Source organism: Aeromonas sp. JL9 (assembly GCF_024436075.1).
Classification (GTDB): domain Bacteria; phylum Pseudomonadota; class Gammaproteobacteria; order Enterobacterales; family Aeromonadaceae; genus Aeromonas; species Aeromonas veronii.
The window spans coordinates 104,930-126,019 of the sequence record NZ_JANFNV010000010.1 but is presented as its reverse complement, the minus strand read 5'-3'; the positions used below and the strand labels follow the sequence as shown (position 1 = coordinate 126,019).

Sequence of the window (21,090 nt, the reverse complement as noted above, 5' to 3'; positions counted from 1 at the left end):
AAAATTTAATAGTGGGTTTTAAAATGAAAATCTAGGTAGCGGTATGTAGTCACCATTATCGTTTATATACTTTCCAATAATCGTTTTTGGAGTTCCTTTACTGACAAGAATCTTTTTATTTGGAGCAATATAGTCAACCTCAACATTCCTTCCATTTACCTCTAACTCAGATAAAACAATATTAAATGGAGAGCTATTAACTAAAAAGCAATCTGACCCATCACATGATACTTTCAGTGCATTCACTGCCTCCTCTAACTTACCGTTAGCCATGTTATTAGGGCGTAGCATCATTTTATATCTTGCATTTACAACCATCTTCAATGCACTACCTTTATCGCCTTCTGGCGGTATAGTTGCAACGTGAAGATAACGTATAGATTCTTCTCGTTCTAATAGGAGGTTATTTAAACCATATATCTTAACAATGCGTCGACCATTCGCTGGAAGTGTAAATACTGATGGATATACACGAATATTTGATGAAACACTGTCTTTTGAATCGACATAGACTTGGATTAATACTTCATGTGGATCTGGATTAACAATCACTACAGATGCAGGCCCAGATTTTTCTTGATATATAAACCTTGTTTGTGGAAGTCCAGCCGCATTTGCTTCAGAAATATTCAATACCGAAAAAATATTAAAGAGTACAAAAAATAATATAAACTTCACAAAAAAACCTCAAATTATAATAGGGCTGCCATTTATATTAGCAGCCCTGCATGTATTTCAGATATTACTTGATTGTAACAATCAAAGTAGCAATAGAGTTATAGTTGCCACTTCCCATGCTCTTCGCGGCTACTTTATCCTTAGCATTGATAGAGTAAGTCAGTGGAACTTCGTTTGCAGTTTTCAGTATTGTATCACTGATATCACCAGGCTTACCCACGTTCTGCAAATATCCATTGTCCAGCGTACGAGGCATAAACAAGGTCATACCGAGTTTGCCCGCAGCCGCACCATCAAAGTTCCACTGTGGAATATTATCGAGCTTAAAAGATGTTACTGGCTGCCCTGCATTATTAATTGGTTGCATATTTACAGAGGAATTAAAGTTACCGCCAGCATGAATCCCCAGTCTTGTCCCTACAGGACAGTTGTCAAGAGTTAGGGTAGCTTGGCCAGTTTTAATTGTCGGTGCAGAATAGCCAGATACACTTTCTACTTGGGCCGCTTCAGCTGCACTCAACTGTACATTAGTTTGTGAAATACTTTTCGGCACACATTTATCAGCACCAGTAAAACTTACAGTTACAGGCATGTCCACTTGTCCACCATCAGCTGCATTAGCAACAGATGTCATGCAAAGGAGAGCGCTAGCTACGGCAGTGAATTTACGCATTTTCGTTCCTATAATATATGTATATTAAAATTAATTTTGATATGAATTTACATTACACACCTAGAGAAAATGCTAGGTGTGCGCTTTATTTTGGCTTACTACTTGTGAGTGGCAGCGACGAAAGAATAGCCCCACCACTGAAAATGCAAAACAAAAAACAACTAAAACAAAATAAATCAAATAAAATCAATGAGTTATCTGTTGGTTAAAAAGATTTAATAAGGGTTTTAAAATGCTCTTTAACAAGTAATGCTATTGCTATCCCCTCATTAAACGCCTTTTATATTCCTTTTTATTAAATTTCATTCTTCTAACCATGACCCCATGGCTAGTTAGTGATGGGGCGATAGAGGGAGAGGGGCTTGCTGATAAGGATGATGTATAGATGTGTTATAGTTGAGGTAAGTATAAAGCAAGAGGTCATATGATAAAAAGAGAGCTGATTTCTCAGCTCTAAAACACGGGATAACATGATAAGCAAGCTTGCTAGCTTGCTAGCACTGCATCCTGCAATGCAGGGTTAAAGTTACACGAGTCAATACAAAACAACACTAAAAATTATTAATTTTAACAAAAAACAAATCAATATGCAGAGCTGAGCTTGTAAAAGCCACTGTTTGCATTTAATAAAAACGCATTAATAAATGTATTTTAGGTGGTGGTAAAGTTCAGTCATTATTAAATAGCATCTAATATCCAAAATGATTAGTCATCATGACTTAACAAAGTAGTGGGAATGAATTTTCATTGATCACCATCAACACGATTTATACTCAAACATCAAGAATATTTTGTCGCATGCATTACCACATAGATACTGGATGGCATGGATATTGTCTAGAGGCAATTTAAAAGTTCAAATGTGCTCGGTTCTACTAGATATTGGGAGCTATTGGATTAGCCCATGTTCAATCCGACCCACAAGGTCGATAACAGCCTGAACCCCCGGTGGTGTAGCCAACAACTTAGCAGGGGCTACGCCACCGAGGCCCCAGGCGGTGCGGTTTAACCACGACACTGTCTTGACGGTATCGTTCCTGTGGAAGACGAGTACCGCATCGAGGGCCTGCGCCACTCCGTATACCCTGGCACCCTGCGATATTGATAAGGGGGCAGCAATCCGGAGCTTGCGGGCCAGTGTACTCTGGCCAATACCAGCCCACTGGCAAACCGTCCCCACATCAGTCTTCATCAATTCAGCGAGCCGATAGAGTATGTCCGGTTCTACGCCAGCCACGATCCATTGATGTGCTCCTAGTGGGTCACGAGGAATACTAAGACCTTCTAGGAGAAGGTTCGGAGTAGCTGCGTCACTACCAGGATGATAGGTTGCATAGGGCATCATGTAGCATTCCTCATTGTACAAACACGACCTTTCATGAGCTATCCTACTCCAAACTGTCGTTTTGAGTGGAAGATTAACTACAAAATGCCCCTGCACCGAGGAGAGTCGATGACTGAGTTGATCTGTACTGAACCTGGCATAGGCATTGAGTTTGGGACTACTTTTCAGGTTCTATCGGAGAACGGCTCTGAATGGGAAATCCTGCTGGGGAACGAATACCGCAGGATCAACAAACGCAGCGGGCGCGTTACAGGTTGGAAAACACCTCCAAAATTTGAGTGCAAAGACATCCAAAAATAACATATCAAATGAGTGCTCAATGCTGGTTATGCCAGTGATAAATAGCCCGCCCAGGTTACTCCCACATCAAAAGAAGAAAAATTATAGTTTCATAAAGCCTTAAATAAGGAGTTCAGCATGCTCGTAAAAGGGATTGTGCCAACAGAACAGGTTATTGACATTCTTTGTGATGTCTGTGGTCGCAGTACAAAAACAACTCTTGGAACCAATGAATTTGGCACCCTATCGGCGGATTTTGGCTATGGTTCCCGTCACGATGGTGAGCGTTATCTGGTACATCTGTGTGAAATGTGTTTTTTCGGTATACTCGCAACAATGAGGGAGACGCATCGAGGGGAACATATGTTTGACGATGACTATGAGGCTGCAAACCCTGACACATTTGGGCGTGATTATTCTAATAGGGAAATAATATGAGTAATATGCTCCTATACTCTAGTTTGTGTGAAGAGAAATGTTTCTTATCATCTGTACTGCCGCTAATAAGCAAGATTTTATTGATGCTGTTTCACGCCAAGCAATAAAGAGTCATACTAAGTAATAAAGTTGCATGCTTAGTAATCAGGAACCAAAAGGTTCCCGTTGCCACGAAGGAGTCGTTGGGATGACCCCTTGAACCCGAAATCGAAGTGGTTACCTGTGACTGTTGACTAGCGGCTTCACCTTGTCATAGAATCAATGCATAGGGAGAGTCGCTGCCATAAGTGCGAAGTTGAAACAAGGGTGAGTCGCTACCCTGAGTGCGAAGTTGAAAAAATGCTGAAACCCTGCCTCGTTGCGGGGTTTTTGCTTTCTAGTGGCCTAGTCATCCAAGACTACCTCTTAAGTTAAGAGGGGCGAAGTGTCTGGATCCTCAAGGGGCCAATCTAAAATTTCTTATCATCGACTCATTCTGTGAGCCAATGATATTGTCCTATCGGCTCATTTCGTGAGCCGATCAAGATCGTTCATCGGCTCATCTGGTGAGGTGGTCTCAACGCTCACTACCACCTAGATTTAATTTTTGGCTACATAGTTTAATAGCAGATTGGAGCTAGACCACTAAGCAGCCCCAAACGCAATTTAGCTCACGATTTTTAAATTATGCTATTTTTTCGAATCATCTTGGTGCCAAAAATAGTGGAGCTGATGCTGGGATTAAGAGATAATTTTCCTGATATAAAAATGTGATACATGAGGCTATCAATGAACGAATTTCTGAAAATCCTGCTGAATATCCGTAGTCTGCGAGCTGCATTGCGTGAGTTGTCATTTGAGCAGTTGGTCGAGGCTAAAGAGAAATTTGACGAGATTTATGCAGAGCGTGAGCAGCACGAGACCAAATTGAGAGAGGAATCTGCCGAGCGCCTGCAAAAATTGGCTGAGTTCACCGTGATGCTGAGAGAAGCTGGCATTGATCCGAGTGAGCTTGTTGGTACTGCTGCTCCGGCGAAGGCTGACGGTTCAGCTAAAGCGAAACGCGCACCTCGTCCTGCAAAATACAAGTACACCGAAGACGGTCAGGAGAAAACCTGGACTGGTCAAGGTCGCATGCCCAAGGCTATCGCGGAAGCGGTGGCTAATGGTCGAGCATTGGAAGAATTTTTGATTTAGTGCTGAGAGCCCATGCCAGCTCGGCGTGGGCCTTTAATTCTGTTTTTAGTAGGAGCACCGTATGGGGAGGACATTGGAGGATATGATTTCATCCGAATCACCCGAGGTTGTCCAGAGAGCCAAGGCGCATGCCGAAGAGCAACTGGTACGTCTCAGTGTGACCAAACTGCTTTCAAATCTCGGGCCTGGTGATGTTCCTGAAATTGCTCCCGATGTTCTCGATAGTTTGTTATCACTCAAAAGATTAGTTGAGAGCCATGACTGTCGGTTAAGTCTATTCGTTCATATGCCTGACGGCACACATCATGGCGTCAACATTTAACTAAATAGCATCATTTGTACACCAATCGCAGCTCTCATCTACCAGATGAAATTAACGCCCCATGGCGATGCTTTTTCAAACTCCCTCGGTGTGCAAGCGGATATGATAGCGTGTACTGCGTCCGCCACCAGGTAATTTCTCAATGCACCCCCTATCTAACAGTTGCGCAAGATGGCGTGTAGCCGTGGGCTTACTAACTCCGGCGACTTTTTGATATTGACTGGCACTGATGCCATTTTCAAAACCCTGTTGGCCGCCATCCAGTAAACGATTCAGCACTTTGGTTTGCTCTGGACTCAGATCGTCATGACAGTGCCGCAACCAGAAAAATGTCTTGGCGAGAGAACGATCAATCACCTGTAATGCCAGCTCTATGGAGTAATCCAGTGTGTCGAGGAACCAACAGATCCAGGAGGTAATATCTAGCGGCCCCCTCTGCGCTGACTCAAGCGCCCGATAGTAGTGCTCCCGCCGTTCGAGAATAGCAACTGACATGGCATACAGACGGATGCTATGGCTGTCAGCCTGTGACAGCGCGAGATCGGTCAGTGCCCGCGCTAACCGCCCATTGCCATCATCAACGGGATGCAGGGTCAGAAACCAGAGATGGCTGATTGCCGCACGAAGGAGGGGATCCATCGTGGGGTCATGCTGAGTCTGGTTAAACCAGGGGATGAACTCGGCCAGTTGATCGTCCAGAGTTGCTCTGGGCGGTGCCTCAAAATGCACGGTGGGGCGATCTACACGTCCAGAGACAACCAGCATCGGCGCATCTCCTCGCAACTGCCCTACATTCAGTCGCTGCACCGACCATTCGTTGACGGGGAACAACCAACGATGCCATTGATAAAGCCTCTCAATCGTCAACCGTTGTTCATGGTTGTCGATGGCATCCAGCATCATGGCCGCGAGCCCCTCTGAGCGATCTGACACGGGATAGGACGGAGTTTCTGATCCCCCTAACCGCAGAGCAAGGGAGGAACGCACAGATTGAGCATTGAGGCGTTCGCCTTCGATAGCGGATGAGGAGATGATGTTAGCCAGTAACGTATCTAACGCTTGGTCGGAGTTCCCCAACCTGGAATGACGACCGATTAGAATTCCCTGCCTGCGTTGAACGTGCCGTAATCTGGGCAATATCTCGCTATCCTGCCAACGAAAATGGGGCCAATCTGCTTGTTGCCAAATCCACAATGATTCCATTATTTCCTCATCCAACATGCTAGGGTCTCAATAATGAGCCGACCCAGCCCATCATTCGGCTCAATGTTTGAGCCGAATATAACACATGCAGCAGAACAGAAGAGCTGGTAATGAGGATGGAGATCTAGGTTGAAAATCTCAGACCGGAGCTAATGAAAAACTGGATGTATTGCTGCTGTGTGGAGATACAGCAACCAGTTGATAGACAAGGCGGGAGCTCGTTTTCGTTTCGAATGGTTCTTGTGAGCTTGCAGCTTGCGCTGCATAAAGCCACACACAAGCAGATGCCGTCTGGTCTGCTCATTCATATGCCTGACGATACTCACTAATATTGGTATGCCAGTCTAAGCCACCAAAAGAGAAGAATTGAACCACCGAGTAGATTGCCTGCCAGGTATTTCCAAGAGCGATCTGACAAGAACAAAATCGCACCTAATATTGTTATCAAACCCCAGAGATAGGGCATGAGCAGTACATATAGGCCAGTCAGTGAGTATTCATCGTTAAACCAATCATAGACAGGCTGAATGAACAGGATCGATGCATTCAAGAGGTGATAGAGCATGAACAAAACAAATACCCATGTTCTCTCTGTCTTCACTGCTGCACTCACTTTAGTTCCCCTTGGAATGGATAGCTTAGTTCAATGACGGTCAAAAATGGCTTGTAAGCAAAGCGCTTGTAGTGTTGTTGAAGAAAAAACCAGCTTCTGAAACCGGACGCTAGGCCGTAGAACTTGACTCTTCCGGTCGTGGGGTCAGGCCCAATGTCAGGATAATCGAGACCGAAGTGGTCATATAGCGTTACTTTGATCGTGCCCTTGTAGAAATCGCCAAACTTTTCGTATGTCGTGATTTCCGCCTTGCCTGCCCAGACATCGTTAACCGCAATTGTAAGGCCCTGCACCTTATCCGCCGCAGAGTTGAAGATGGGTAACCGAAAGCCGGAGGTCTTGCTGTATTGCTGCATCAAGTCACTCAGAACAAGCTGGTTCACATCACCATCAAGTTCGGCCTCAATTTGGATTATCACCAGAAAACTGATAGAGTTAGAGCATATCTAATTAAACTATCGAGCTAGATATTATATGGAAGTTAAAGATTTTCTTGAGAAAATATCGTCATACAATATTTTCAACCATCTACTCCCTGGAACTGTTTTTTGCGTTATAGGGACGCACATAAGTAACATTAGTTTTTTACAAAATGACTTGTTAAGTGGTTTTTTTATATACTATCTAGTTGGTGTAATAATTAGCCGCATTGGTTCCATCATTGTAGAACCAACATTTAAACTAACTAGGTTTGTCATATTTGCGCCATACGAAAAATATATTGAAGCATCAAAAAAAGATCCTAAAATAGATACATTGTCAGAAACAAACAATATGTATCGAACTCTGACCTCATTATTTATTTGTCTTTTGACATTAAAGCTTTATATGTTTTTATGCAATTATTACCCATGGATCTCTGAGTATAGAGAACATGCAGTCTTTTTGGTTTTATTATTAATGTTTTCTTTGTCATATAGGAAACAAACAAAATATATAAAATCTCGTGTTGAAAAAAACAGCCAATAAATGGCTGTTTTTTTTTCAAATTCGGCAAAATTTCACAGTTATATTGGTATCTTGTGCAGCCTGTATGATCATAACTGTTGGCTGAATTCTATCTTTGCATATTGAATCTAACGTATGCAGATCAATGCTGGATGGGTGTGCAGAGCTTCCTGGATGGCTGTGCCATGTCCCCATGGGAACAAGCATGTGGTTGCATGCTTGTAGTACATCATTTACTGCCTGATCTTTACTTATCTCTTCAAGTTCTACGTTATTAGTATCACTTTTAAAGTTACCCTTTGACGCAAAAACAATACTAATTCGATGCGCTTCTATATTATACAAACCAAGTATATATCCAGCAGTTTCCTTTCCTTGCCCTTCACTTCGCACCTGTAACATTTTGTTTTTAACATCATCACTAATAGTAACCGTCCATACCACATTGGCGTCATCATTTACTTTATACTGAGAAAAGAAGTTCTTTTCATTAAATATTTTTTTAAATGATTTAGGACTGCCGTCTTCATCCAAAAGATTGTAAATTATTATCGGCTCAGGCTGAGCCATAACTTTTCTAATAGATGGAACAAGTGCTGATACATGGTTAATTACTGTAGACCATGGCATTGTTAATGTGGTGCTACTACAACTAAAACCAAGCATATGATTTGATAATCGACTTTGCCTATGTAACCAATCATGAATAGCTGGATCAAAAGTGCTACTAAAATATGTAAATGCTTCAAGATCTAGCATATCCTCGCTTGAACACATAGCTTGAGTTTGCAAAAAGCTCAAACGTCCTTCATCCGCGATGAATATCCTAGATACATTACTATTTGGTTTATTCAGCCATTGGTATTCTAAATTTTCACCTGTTGTATCAAAAATATGATTAGGTTGATACTGCTTGATTGTTATATTTTCACTTATAAATCTCCTTGGGAATTTATGTACTACAATATCTGATGCTATGCTCTCCAAATGATCTGAGAGCATTAGTGTTTTGGACTGACCAATAAGAAGCCCAATTGGATTTCTATTGTGAATTAAAATATGCCTAGCATTGTTATGTGGACAATAATGATCACCATCCCATAAAAGAAATTTTTTATGCCCTGAACGTGCAAGCTGATCACTTAATGTAGAACCGATAGCACCACAACCAACAATGCCAATTGTACCATCTCCACACTCAACACCAGATATTTTAGATAATAATTTTGAATTTGATTCAGAATGAATCGACATTGGTGCCAAGCTATAATTTCCATTAGAACATTCAAGATAGAATGCTACTAACTCTATTTTTCTTATTTCTGGATCACTCGATAAACTTGGTATATCTTCAATTAATGGTAATGGGCGTCTGTGGCAACAGATAATAACCGTGTGTTTATCATTTTTCGCATCATTCTCACGCTTCAATGTGTTTATAAACTGTTGGACAATTGAATTTTTACTGTAAGAAGATAAATCATCTAATGTAGAAACTTGAATTGCATTGTGAATTGGTTCTATTTCGTTTTCATTCGGCGATAAAATGCATACATTCAATTCACAAGCATCTTCATACTTTGATGCTGTTAGCAAGTTTTTATAGCTTTTTATAGAAGTGCATTCTTGTCCAATTTTTATAAATCCCACTATAGTTTTTGATTGTGTATCTTTTACCAGATAGCCACAACTGGGTATTTTAAATGCTTTATTATAGCCTTTTCTAGAATAAGCGATGTTTTGTATCACTTCTGGATTCAAATGAATGTTAATGCATCCACTTCTAGGTGTTGGCTCCCAACCATCAACTTGCAAAGCCCCAAGAGATGCATCAACAAACCATTCTGATAATATATTGATGGTCTCTATAATTCCTTTGTGCATATATAAAGATGATGTTCCACCTTTACGCCACAAACATATCGATGCAGGCTTGTAGCTTGGTACGGGGTTTAAATGTGGTAAATCCTTCGGAAAATCCATCCGACCAGAAAGTATTGATGGTGCCATTTTGACTTCAGTGTTCATGTAAAGAAGTCTAATTTCCTCGGGATTTTTTAACCTACCTTCTACTACCTGCCCATATCTATCATAGGATAAAAGAAAGCTGACTGTGAGCAACTGATTAATCTCATCTATATCATCATGTTTAATTTCAGATACATTCGGATGAGTTTTTAATTTTTTAATATCCTCAATGATCCAATCAGCAATCTTAGACATATTATTTACCGTATTTTGTTGTGCGATCTAAACCAACGGAAGGTAATGCAGCATTCATTTTTGAACCACTACCGCTAACTTTTATACCTTTCGATGTAAGATCAAATACTACGGGAGCAGGCTTATTTCCTTCACCATAGGTTGCAGTACAAAAAAATATCTTATCAGCTTCAGCACTATCCTTATCAAGGATTTTTTTCCATTTGTTTTTAGCCTTGTAATGTGGCGGATTATCATCGTCTCTTTTAATTTCTTTAGAAGAAGAAACAACAAATCCACTTCCCTTTTTATTACTAAGGGCAGCTACAGCTTTATCGTTATCAACGTATTCATCACGGCTATTATCTTTTGTTGCAAAAGGCGTTAAACTACAATGATGGAAAGCAGAACAAACATGCCAAGATAGCTCAGATGTACTTTTTTCATCATTCAGACGAGCCCAGACAGGATTCTCTGCATCACCACCAAGAAGAATTAAGGACTCAATACCACTAGGTTGTTTATAAGACCATTGAATAACAACGCTCACATTATTATTTTCAGAGTCTGTCTCAGCTTTTGGATCTGATGCGTCAAGTTCAGTTTGACTAGGAGACATAACTGTACCAGTTAGCAGCGAATTTACCTCTATGGTGTCACCATCTTCGACTATCCTGAGACGATTACCATCGATACTTTTATCCGACTTTAAATTATTTCGCCGCCTAATTTCTTTGACAATATCTTTTGATTGCTCAGTTGGATTTGTTAGTTCAAGCAAATAATTAGAACATACGATCTCTTTAACTAATATCCTTTCATCTTTTGCTCCTTTATGCTCACTTGGAGCACCACAATGAAAAAGCTCACCAAATCCTAGAACATGATCTTTATCAGTATGAGTTAAAACAAAATAGGATAACTTGTTATTTTTACAAGATTCCGTTATGTCGTTCTTTATATCATAGATATCAGACACTGATGTTCTATAATGTATATCTGTAATAACAGTATCATCCCCGGCTTTGATAAGGATCGTGTCACCATTATCAACTGGCAAATACTTCAAGTAATCAGTCATAACTCTTCCTATGTGTCATGAGGTCAACGAGACATATAAAGTAAGGACTCAGACAGTCAGATTCAATGACATTTTTATCAAAAAACGCATTGACATAAGACATAAACTTAATTATGTGCTCGGAGCGATCACTCCAAGGCCCCATGAACATGAATTATAATTACATGTTCAACTTTCTCTCTTCAACCAGGGAAGGTTCGAACAAGTGCTCTAGTGTGAGACCATTGCCCCACTCGATACCATGCTACGTATTCACAGCATGTAGCAGTGGGATAACCTCAGCGATAGTTCTATAGACAATACACTCTACGAGATTCCTCTATGCGTTTGTTGCCAAACAATTATTGGACTAGGCCATTCCTGACAACATGACCATCATGAATTTCAGGCATCTACTGTCCCAGTACCAATTGGCCTACCAGCTCTCCAAAACAGGTGTCATGATGAAGCACAGCTCGTAGAACGATGCCAACTTCATCTAAGCCATCACTACGCTAAAAACAAGTATGGCGTAGCTCTGAGATGCATCAGATCTAGAGTAGAATATAGGTATGAAGCCCCCTCAGCGTTGATGCTAGGGTTGTCTAGCTCGCAATCCGGATACACGTCAGTCAACAAGCACGACCTCAATCAGGTGGGTCGCCAGCTCCACGTCAAGGACGAATTTGTATTCGCAGGTGTCGGACATCTAGAAGAGCTGGCCGATGTGAATGCCAAATATGCAATGGCTATGTACCCTGGCAAGCTAAGGAATTAATAAATAAATCCTAGTAAAAACAAGATGGTGATTGCTTTTTAGGAGCTGAAATCAAGCACCTTTGCCAAGGTAGGCCATCCGCTTCGGTTCATCAAACATCCGTTAGGTTTTGCGTAAGCGCCGCACAATGGGCGACGGAAGAACAACAAGAACTGGAGTTATTGTTTAAGCTGGAGAACCTATTTCTAGTACACCAGATAATTCGGACATACTGTAGCTTAACCCAAATCAGAAATTATCTCAGAAGAATTAAAAAAAATTAAAGAAAATGCGAATAAGTCAGTCTCGACACCAAAACAATCCCACTCAGCAATTGATGTTAAAGAGCTAAAACTTTTGACCTTTGTGGAGGGGATACTTATCCTCACCTTCCCTAGTAGAGGGAAACATAATTTTATTATATATAAATTACCATACACGATAAAATATTCAGTTATATCTTTACAGGAACGTACTCATTCCTATTACCTTAAGCGTTAACTTTTCTGCTAAATATATTAACCCACAGTCTATGGCAACAAATCTTGAATATCACAGTCTAGCGCTTGGGCAATTTTGTATGCTTTCTCTAGGGTGACATTGACCTCACCACGTTCAATCCGTCCTACATAGCTTCTATCGATGTCGGTCATCAACGCTAGTGCATCTTGTGATACCCCCAAACGAAGCCGTCTTTCACGTATGGTATTGCCAAATTTTTTTGCTAAGTCTTGCATGTCTCGCCTCTCTCTGGCGAGCACTATCCCTAGTTGTCTGGTTTATCGCCACGGATTATAATCCGCAATCCAGTTTAGATTCCCACTAACCATTGTCGTTCGAGACCGAGGATTACTTATGGGCTCCCAAACTGTGTGGCTACCAACCGCACTCTACACAGCACTCATTCGGATGCAGCTGAACGATTTCACTGCACAGGAGTGCGTAATCGCTGTATTTGGTGACAAGATTGAACGCTTGTCACAACAGAGACGCTATGGACTCATATATCGCAATCTGAACAAGCTAGTCGATATTGGCATCTTGGATAAACGTAATGTTGGCAATAAATGCCTACGTCCCAACTACATCAAAACAGCGATGTTTGAGGAGGTTACCTTCCAGGAATACCTGTTAGATCCAGAGATTCCAGTGACTCAGGTCGAGCAAAAGGCTGTCGTGGAAGTGAGGAACGAAGGGCTAAGGGAACTGGAGGCCAGGGCGCGTACTTATCGGTTGGAGCTCCAGGAATACCAGGCTACGTTCGCCGAATATTGCGAGCTACGAACAGATTTTCCCGCGCTAGAGAAGACCATTGAGAATGTGCTCAGGAACACCTGCCAAGAGTATCGAGGCTTACGAGGTCGGTTGGCTGCCGTGGAGGAGGTAATGAGGGCGTTAGGGAGAAGCTAACGTATTGTTGAACCTTGCTTTCAACAAATCACTGACTCATTCAACTGAGAGCGTGTGCATAAAAATGGTGCTGACTATCAGAATCGAACTGATGACCTACTGATTACGGGTCAGTTGCTCTACCTACTGAGCTAAGTCAGCTAAAACATACCAAATAGTGACAATCAATATTCGGGTGTAAATAACCTACATTTTTGAAGGCTTGTTTATGTCAATCTTGTTAGTTGATTGTCAATCTACCCTCAAGATCTGTCAATAATCCAGTGAAATTCGGCGTGTCAATCAAACCAACAAGACAAACATAAAAATCATTTAAAAACAACGTATTAGAATGTGTCAATGTTGAGGCATGCAACATATAACCACTGATTACGAATGCGCTGCTCTACCAACTGAGCTATACCGGCTTGTTGCTATCCACATTCATGAAAAATGGCCGGCAAGTCAATTGAGCCAGCTCGATTTTATGAGTTGGCTCATGGTGTTAGAGCCCGATTTACAGATCGACAAACTCGGGGATATGGGCACGGCCGCGGCTTTCGAGGAAATCGAGCAGAGCACGGGGGGAGCGCACCAGGATCCGCTCTTGCGGGAAGCCCGCTTCGGTCACCAGACGGTGGCAGTGGTCAAAATCGCCAAGGGTAAATGCCACGTGGGAATCAGAGCCGAAGGTAAGATAGGCCCCCAGATCCCGCGCGGCTTCCACGATGGCACGGCAGTTGCTTTCACTACCCGGGCGCGAGTGAATGAAGGAGGAGTTGTTGATCTCCAGCGCCACCCGATAGTCCGCCGCCGCCTTGACCACCGCCTGAATGTCGATGGGAAATGAGGGATTTCCCGGGTGGCTGATCATGTCGACCCGACCGCTCTTGATGGCGTTGATCATCGCCTGGGTATGGGCGGCCTGATCGCAGGGAGGGAATACCTGCTCATGAAAGCCCGCCATGATCATGTCGAGGCGCGACTCATAGCGCTCGGGAAAATCGATCTCCCCGTCGAGGTTTTTGATGTTGGCCTCGATACCCCGCAGGATCCCTACCCCATCCACCACTCTTGGCAATATCGGCAAGTTGGCAAAGTGCCAGACATGAGGGGCATCGGCCATCTCGGGGCCATGATCCGTGGTGGCAAACAGCTTGATCCCCTTGGCCCTGGCTATCGGCAGATAGTCGTGGATGGTGCTGTAGGCATGGGTGCTGGCAATGGTGTGAGTGTGGGTATCGACCGGGTACTTCATCTTCTCTCCCCTCATATTTTGAAAGGGCAGCATAACAAAGAGCGGCAGCTTGGGCCACGTCAGTGCTTGCCACACTTTGTCACAAAATACCGCGAAGCTGACATAGTCTGAGGGGCTCTGGCTGGCATACTGCCCCCGTCGATACATGCCTGAACTCGCATCGACAGTTTGCCGTCAGGATGACGCGAACTCACTTTCCCCACCGTCGCACCCTGCGGCGGTTTTTTTTGCCTGCAAACCGCAAACAGGTAACAGACGCGCAAAAAAAGGCCCAACTAGCATGGTGCTGGTTGGGCGAGACTTAATGTTTAATTGCAGTGGCATAGATATAGAGTCCTGCTTTTTGACTAAGTTCCGCCCACTTTGCTTTTTTCATCGAAAAACATTCCGCTAACACTCATTCACATTCTCTTGACACTTCACGTTATGAAACGTACTTTTTAAACATTCGTTTAAGTGAGGTGTCCAGTGAGTAAAATCGATACCAAAAACCGTATTCTCGACGCCGCTGAAGTGCTGTTTGCCGAGCGGGGATTCGCCGATACCTCTTTGCGTCTGATCACCAGCGAGGCCGACGTCAATCTGGCTTCCGTGAACTATCACTTCGGCTCCAAGAAGGAGCTGATCCAGGCGGTGCTCGACCGCTATCTGAGCCTGTTTATGCCCGATCTCGATGCCCGCCTGCGGGTGCTGATGGAGCAGGAGCAGCTGACCCTGCTGCAACTCTTTGAAAGCTTCGTCGAGCCGCTGATGAAGCTATCCTCGGTGCGGGCCAACGGCCCGGCCATCTTCATGCAGCTGCTTGGGCGCGGCTATATCGACAGCCAGGGCCACCTGCGCCGCTTTATCACCGCCCACTATGGCCCCATTTTGCAGCGGATCACCCAGGCCATCTCCAAGGCCAATCCGGCCTTGTCGCCGGCGGATCTGTTCTGGCGGCTGCACTTCACCCTGGGCACCGTCGTCTTCACCATGGCCTCGGCCGATGCGCTGCGCGACATCGCCCAGGCCGATTTCGGCCAGCAGCTCGATGTGGAGGGGCTGGTACGCAACGTCATTCCTTATCTGGCGTCCGGTGTCGGGGCGCCCGTGGAGTCGACCAGGCTCTCCCTGGCCGTGTAACAACCAACAATAAATCAACGGAAACAGTGAAATAGAAGGAACTTGAGTATGATCACATTGCTTATCCTGCTGGTGCTGGCGATAGCCGTCGTGCTCGGCGTGCCCTCCATCCGTAAAAAGGTGGTCACCCGCCCGGTGTTCGGCATCTTCAAGAAGATACTGCCGCCTTTGTCGGCCACCGAGCGGGAGGCCATGGAAGCCGGCTCCGTCTGGTGGGATGGGGAGCTGTTTCGCGGCAACCCCGACTGGAAAAAACTGCACGGCTACGGTAAAGCCGAGCTGACCGCCGAGGAGCAGGCCTTCATCGACAACCAGGTCGAAACCCTGCTCGCCATGGTCGACGACTTCAAGATCGTCAACGAGACCAAAGACCTGCCGGAGCCGGTCTGGGACTATCTGAAGAAGGAAGGTTTCTTCTCCCTGATCATCCCGAAATCCTATGGCGGCCGTGAATTCTCGGCAATCGCCAACTCCACCATCGTCACCCGCATTGCGACCAAGAGCCTGAGCGTGGCAGTCACCGTCATGGTGCCGAACTCCCTTGGCCCGGGCGAGCTGCTGATGCACTACGGCACCCAGGCCCAGAAGGACTTCTGGCTGCCGGGGCTGGCCAATGGCAAAGAGGTGCCCTGCTTCGCCCTGACCGGGCCGGAAGCGGGCTCCGATGCCGGCGCCATTCCTGACAAGGGGATCGTCTGCAAGGGGATGCACAAGGGGGAAGAGGTGCTGGGTATTCGCCTCAACTGGAACAAGCGCTACATCACCCTGGCCCCGCGCGCCACCGTGCTGGGGCTGGCGTTCAAACTCTATGACCCGGAAAAACTGCTGGGTGACAAGGAAGAGCTGGGTATCACTTGCGCGCTTATCCCCACCAGCCACCCGGGCGTGCGGGTCGGCGATCGTCACTACCCCATGGGGCTGGCGTTCCTGAACGGTCCGACCTTCGGCAAGGATGTGTTCATTCCGCTCGACTGGATCATCGGCGGCCCGGATTACGCCGGCCGTGGCTGGCGCATGCTGGTGGAGTGCCTCTCCGCCGGTCGCGGCATCTCGCTGCCTGCTCTGGGCACCGCTTGCGGTCACATGGCGAGCCGTACCGTGGGCGCCTACTCCTATGTGCGCAAGCAGTTCGGCATGTCCATCGGCAAGTTTGAAGGTGTTCAAGAGGCGCTGGCCCGTATCGGCGGCCTCACCTATCAGCTCGAAGGGGCCCGTCGCATGACCGCCGGCTCCCTGGACTTGGGTCAGGCACCGGCCATCGTCACCGCGATTTCCAAGTACCACATGACCGAAATGGCGCGCCAGATCATGGATGACTCCATGGACATCCACGCCGGTCGAGCCATCCAGCTGGGCCCGAAAAACTACACCGGCTACGCCTACATGGGGATTCCGGTCGCCATCACGGTGGAAGGGGCCAACATCCTGACCCGCAACCTGATGATCTTCGGGCAAGGTGCCACCCGCTGCCACCCGTACGTGTTTGCCGAGCTGGAAGCGGCGGCCGATACCGATGTGGAGCGCGGTCTCGAGAAGTTTGACGCCCTGTTGCTGAAGCACATCGCCTTTGGTGCCGGCAACTTCTTCGGTTCCCTGTTTCAGGGGCTGACCCTGGGCCAGTTCAACAGCGCGCCGGTGGCTGGCGAAACTGCCCGCTACTACAAGCAGCTCTCTCGCATGAGTAAAGGGCTGGCGCTGTGCGCCGACGTCTCCATGCTGATGTTGGGTGGCGATCTCAAGCGCAAGGAGATGATCTCCGCTCGTCTGGGTGACGTGCTGAGCCACCTCTACCTGGCCTCCGCCACCCTCAAGCACTACGAGGATCAGGGCCGCATGGTCTCCGATCTGCCGTTCGTGCAGTACGCGGTGGAGCGCAACCTCTACCTGATTGGCAAGGCGTTCGAGGGCTTCTTCCAGAACTTCCCGAACAAGGTGGTGGGTGCCGTGCTCAAGCGCGTGGTGTTCCCGTTCGGCGTGGGTTACAAGATGCCGGCCGACGATCGCTGCCACGCCATCTGTCTGGCCATGATGAAGCCGGGCGAGTTCCGCGACCGTCTGACCGCCCTCTGCTATGTGGGCAAGGACGATGCGGATCCGGTCGGCCTGATGGAGCGCGCCTTCCAGGCCATGGTCGCTGTGCAGCCCTACGAGAAGAAGCTGGTGCAGGCCCAGAAAGAGGGCAAACTGCCCCGCAAACTGGCGCTGCCGGAGCTGGTTGCCGCCGCACTGGCCGGTTCCATCCTGAGCAAGGACGAAGCGGACAAACTGCTGGCCGCCGATGCCCTGCGCTACGAAGCGATTCAGGTAGACAACTTCGCCCCGGGCGAGCTGGAAGGCTTCTCCCAGCAAGCAAACAAGCAGCCAAACAAGGTCGAGCACGCCGCCTGATCCCCTTGCAAACCTGCCCCAAACCGGCCCTCGTGGCCGGTTTTTTTGTTTGTTAACCATGCATTTACAAGCAAGGAGAATTCCAGTTAAATGCTTGAGTCCCTGTTGCAGGGGCTTTGGAAGCAAGGCCAGCGGAATGGCCGATAACAACAACTCAGGAAGAGTGAATGAACCTCGCCAAAACGGCGATCGAACGCCCCATCTGGGTGGCGGTCTCGATCGTGCTGATTTTCCTGCTGGGCCTGCTCAGCATCCGGGGACTGCCGATCCAGCTGTTCCCCGACATCGACCGTCCACACCTCAACATCTCGGTGAGCTGGCGTTCCGCCTCGCCCCAAGAGATGGAGTCGGAGATCACCGACCCCATCGAGCAGGAGATGCAGGGGGTTCAGGGGCTCAAGAGCCTTGTCAGCAACAGCTATCCCGGCTTTACCGAAATCGACATGGAGTTTGTCCTCGGCACCGACATGCAGCGGGCCCAACTCGACGTGATTTCGCGACTGAACCGGGTTTCGGGATTGCCGGACAAGATCGGCGGCCCCTACGTCAACAACTACAGCAGCAACGATACCCTCACCTTCTTCTTCATCCAGCAGCTGCCCGGCGCCAAGGGAGTGATCGATGATCATCAGGCGCTTATCGAGGCGCGGGTCAAACCCGAGCTGGAGCGCATCGAAGGGGTCTCGACGGTCGCAGTCGAGGGGATCAACGAGCGCCAGATCCAGATCCGCTTCGACCCCTATCGCGCCGCCGAGCTGGGGGTGGAGATCCCGGTGCTGGCCAGCCGCGCCACCACCGGCTGGGACGTGTCGGCCGGTACCCTCGACATCGGTCGCTGGGAGTACAAGCTGCGCTTCGCCGGTCGTTACGACGTCGAGACGCTGGGGGACAAGGTGGTGGACTGGCGCAATGGCCTGCCCATCTATCTGCGGGATGTGGCGGAGGTAAGGGTGGCCAGGGAAGAGAACCCGGTGCTGCGGATCCAGAACGGCAATACCGCCATCGCCGCCCAGATCTTCAAGGAGAGCGGTGCCAATGCCCTGGCCTCCCTTGAGGCGATCAAGGCCCGGGTGAACGAGCTCAACCGCGAGGTGCTGGAGCCGGTCGGGCTGCACATGGAGCAGTCGTTCGATGCCTCCCTCTACATCAATCGCGCCGTCAGCATGGTCACCGCCAACCTGGGGCTCGGGGTGCTGCTCTCCTGTGCCATCCTCTGGCTCTTCCTGCGCCAGCTCAAGGCGACCCTGATGATTGCCCTCGCCATCCCCATCAGCATCATGCTCACCTTCTGCCTGCTCAAGGTGATGGATCGCACCCTCAACATCATCTCGCTGGCGGGCATCGCCTTTGCCGTCGGCATGGTGCTCGACGCCGCCATCGTGGTGCTGGAGAGCATCTACCGGCGCCACGAGCGGGGGGATTTGAGCAAGGCGGAGGCGGCGCTCGAAGGCACCCGTCAGGTGTGGACGGCGCTGGTCGCCTCCACCCTCACCACGGTTGCCATCTTCCTGCCGGTGCTGCTGCTCAACGATGTGGAGGGGCAACTGTTTGCCGATCTGGCGCTGACCATCGCCTGCGCCGTGACGGTCTCCATGCTGGTCGCCGTCATCGTGCTGCCTGCGGTGGCGGCGCGCTGGATGGGACATGAAACACTGACCGATCCCTATGAGTCGCTGTGGCAGCGCACTACCCGTCATGTGATCCGCTGGACCTCGACCTCACGCCAGCGCTGGGCGGTCATTACCCTGATGATGAGTCTGCCGGCACTTGCCACCTGGGCGCTGCTGCCCAAGATGGACTATCTGCCGGACGTGAAACGGGACGCGGTGGATGTCTGGATGAACTTCACCCCAGGGGTCAACCTCAAGGCGCAGCGCGAAGAGGTGATCGATACCCTGATCGCCCGCCTCGCCCCCTACATGAAGGGGGAGAAAGAGCCTGCCCTCAAGAACTACTACATCTTGCGCTACCCGGGGGGCGCCCAGATTGGCGTGCGCCCCAAGGACGAGACCCGCATCAAGGAGCTGGAGAGCCTGTTGATGAAACAGCTGCTGGTGGGTATTCCCGACACCCGGGTGTTCGGCGGTCAGGGGTCGCTGTTTGGCGGCTTTGACAGCGAGAACGGCGTCTCCCTGCTGCTGCAGGGAGGCAACCTGCCCGAGCTCTATCAGGCGGCCCGTGCCAGCATGGGGATCCTCAGCAAGGACTTGCCGGGAGCACAGATCCGGCCCGAGCCGAGTCTCGACTTCACCGCCCCCGAGCTCAAACTGGTGCCGCAAGATCGGCGCCTCGCCGAAGTGGGCTGGGATCGCACGCCCCTGCCCACCATCATCCAGACCTTTGGCGACGGCTTGCGGGTTGGCGAGTATTTCGACGGCGAGGATCGGCTCGACATCATGCTGATGGGGCAGAGCTCCGCCAATCCGGATGAACTGAAGGCAGTGCCGCTGGCCACCCCCTCCGGGCGCATCGTTCCCCTTGGCGAGCTGCTACGGGTGGAGCACGACATGGGCCCGGCCAGTATCTTCCGGGCCGATGGGCGGCGCAGCATCAGCCTGCAGATAGCGCCCCCGGCGGGCATGACCATGGAGCAGGTGATCGACACCCTGAAAAACCGCAGTTTTGCCGCCATCCGCCCCCTGCTGCCCGCCGGTGGCGAGCTGCGCATTGCCGGCAATGCCGACAGCCTGCAACAGGCGCTCGACAATCTGGGGACCATCTTCCTGTTCGCCGTGGTGATCCTGCTGGTGCTGCTGTGGGGAGTATTTGCCTCCATCAAGGATGCCCTGCTGGTGCTGCTCACCCTGCCCCTTGCCTCGGTTGGCGGCGTGCTGGCGCTGCAACTGAGCGGGCTGCTGGTGCCGCTGCCGATGGACCTGCTCACCATCATCGGCTTTGTCATCCTGCTGGGACTGGTGGTCAACAACGCCATCCTGCTGGTGCATCAGACCCGCACCGCCGAGCGGGACGGCATGAGCCGCCAGCTGGCGGTGGCCGATGCCCTGCAAAGCCGGATGCGTCCCATCGCCATGACCAGTCTCACCAGCATCTTCGGCATGCTGCCGCTGATGCTGAGCCCGAGCGAGGGGAGCGAAATTTACCGCGGGCTCGCCACCGTCATTGTTGGCGGCATGAGCTGCAGCACTCTGTTTACCCTGATCCTGTTGCCTGCCTTCCTGCGTCTCGGGGAGCAGGTGGCGATCCCACAACCCCTGCGCCAGCGGGCCTGAGCAAGGAGC

At 48.6% G+C, this 21,090-nt stretch carries 16 protein-coding genes and 1 tRNA gene; 7 read left to right on the top strand and 10 right to left on the bottom strand.

What is annotated here, in order from left to right; genetic code table 11:
• Positions 1–18: 18 nt before the first annotated feature.
• The 3 genes from NOM06_RS10170 to NOM06_RS10160 form a co-directional block, all read right to left on the bottom strand.
• Entirely contained in the window at positions 19–678 is a 660-nt protein-coding gene (locus NOM06_RS10170; RefSeq protein WP_255911443.1) for a fimbria/pilus periplasmic chaperone, read from the bottom strand.
• A gap of 64 nt (positions 679–742) precedes the next feature.
• Positions 743–1,351 carry a hypothetical protein gene (locus NOM06_RS10165; protein ID WP_255911441.1) on the bottom strand — a complete coding sequence of 203 codons (609 nt, stop codon included), beginning with the start codon at positions 1,349–1,351 and terminating at the stop codon, positions 743–745.
• 889 nt (positions 1,352–2,240) lie between these two features.
• The gene (locus NOM06_RS10160; RefSeq protein ID WP_255911463.1) at positions 2,241–2,693 is read right to left on the bottom strand and encodes an antitoxin Xre/MbcA/ParS toxin-binding domain-containing protein; all 453 of its coding nucleotides are present in this window, start codon (positions 2,691–2,693) and stop codon (positions 2,241–2,243) included.
• A 111-nt stretch (positions 2,694–2,804) separates the two neighbouring features.
• Between NOM06_RS10160 and NOM06_RS10155 the strand changes: the two genes are divergently transcribed.
• The 3 genes from NOM06_RS10155 (at position 2,805) to NOM06_RS10145 (ending at position 4,589) form a co-directional block, all read left to right on the top strand.
• Complete coding sequence (locus NOM06_RS10155) at positions 2,805–2,996, top strand: hypothetical protein (RefSeq protein ID WP_255911439.1); 192 nt, start codon at positions 2,805–2,807, stop codon at positions 2,994–2,996.
• Positions 2,997–3,113: 117 nt separating this feature from the next.
• On the top strand, positions 3,114–3,413 hold the full coding sequence (locus NOM06_RS10150) for a hypothetical protein (protein WP_255911437.1): 300 nt from the start codon (positions 3,114–3,116) through the stop codon (positions 3,411–3,413).
• Between the two features lie 768 nt (positions 3,414–4,181).
• Complete coding sequence (locus NOM06_RS10145; RefSeq protein WP_255911435.1) at positions 4,182–4,589, top strand: H-NS family nucleoid-associated regulatory protein; 408 nt, start codon at positions 4,182–4,184, stop codon at positions 4,587–4,589.
• A gap of 397 nt (positions 4,590–4,986) precedes the next feature.
• On the opposite strand, the gene NOM06_RS10140 is transcribed toward NOM06_RS10145, so the two are convergent.
• The 5 genes from NOM06_RS10140 to NOM06_RS10115 form a co-directional block, all read right to left on the bottom strand.
• Positions 4,987–6,114 carry a Fic family protein gene (locus tag NOM06_RS10140; protein WP_370688917.1) on the bottom strand — a complete coding sequence of 376 codons (1,128 nt, stop codon included), beginning with the start codon at positions 6,112–6,114 and terminating at the stop codon, positions 4,987–4,989.
• 609 nt (positions 6,115–6,723) lie between these two features.
• A complete protein-coding gene (locus NOM06_RS10135; RefSeq protein WP_255911431.1) occupies positions 6,724–7,110 on the bottom strand; it encodes a DUF3289 family protein in 387 nt (128 codons plus the stop codon).
• A 601-nt stretch (positions 7,111–7,711) separates the two neighbouring features.
• The gene (locus NOM06_RS10130; protein WP_255911429.1) at positions 7,712–9,898 is read right to left on the bottom strand and encodes a ThiF family adenylyltransferase; all 2,187 of its coding nucleotides are present in this window, start codon (positions 9,896–9,898) and stop codon (positions 7,712–7,714) included.
• A 1-nt stretch (position 9,899) separates the two neighbouring features.
• The gene (locus NOM06_RS10125; RefSeq protein WP_255911427.1) at positions 9,900–10,958 is read right to left on the bottom strand and encodes a hypothetical protein; all 1,059 of its coding nucleotides are present in this window, start codon (positions 10,956–10,958) and stop codon (positions 9,900–9,902) included.
• A gap of 1,266 nt (positions 10,959–12,224) precedes the next feature.
• Entirely contained in the window at positions 12,225–12,431 is a 207-nt protein-coding gene (locus NOM06_RS10115; protein WP_150389443.1) for a helix-turn-helix domain-containing protein, read from the bottom strand.
• 118 nt (positions 12,432–12,549) lie between these two features.
• On the opposite strand from NOM06_RS10115, the gene NOM06_RS10110 reads away from it, so the two are divergent.
• Positions 12,550–13,104 carry a hypothetical protein gene (locus tag NOM06_RS10110; protein ID WP_123172642.1) on the top strand — a complete coding sequence of 185 codons (555 nt, stop codon included), beginning with the start codon at positions 12,550–12,552 and terminating at the stop codon, positions 13,102–13,104.
• 65 nt (positions 13,105–13,169) lie between these two features.
• On the opposite strand, the gene NOM06_RS10105 is transcribed toward NOM06_RS10110, so the two are convergent.
• Both NOM06_RS10105 and NOM06_RS10100 read right to left on the bottom strand, forming a co-directional pair.
• A tRNA-Thr gene (locus NOM06_RS10105) sits at positions 13,170–13,245 on the bottom strand.
• Between the two features lie 355 nt (positions 13,246–13,600).
• The gene (locus NOM06_RS10100; RefSeq protein WP_255911424.1) at positions 13,601–14,341 is read right to left on the bottom strand and encodes a phosphatase; all 741 of its coding nucleotides are present in this window, start codon (positions 14,339–14,341) and stop codon (positions 13,601–13,603) included.
• 468 nt (positions 14,342–14,809) lie between these two features.
• Here NOM06_RS10100 and NOM06_RS10095 point away from each other — a divergent pair, with 468 nt between their 5' ends.
• From NOM06_RS10095 to NOM06_RS10085, 3 genes are all read left to right on the top strand, one after another.
• Complete coding sequence (locus NOM06_RS10095; RefSeq protein WP_255911422.1) at positions 14,810–15,463, top strand: TetR/AcrR family transcriptional regulator; 654 nt, start codon at positions 14,810–14,812, stop codon at positions 15,461–15,463.
• A 48-nt stretch (positions 15,464–15,511) separates the two neighbouring features.
• Positions 15,512–17,851: an acyl-CoA dehydrogenase gene (locus NOM06_RS10090; RefSeq protein ID WP_255911420.1), complete on the top strand. Its 2,340-nt coding sequence runs from the start codon at positions 15,512–15,514 to the stop codon at positions 17,849–17,851.
• Between the two features lie 167 nt (positions 17,852–18,018).
• Complete coding sequence (locus NOM06_RS10085) at positions 18,019–21,081, top strand: efflux RND transporter permease subunit (protein ID WP_255911418.1); 3,063 nt, start codon at positions 18,019–18,021, stop codon at positions 21,079–21,081.
• The last annotated feature ends 9 nt before the right edge of the window (positions 21,082–21,090 follow it).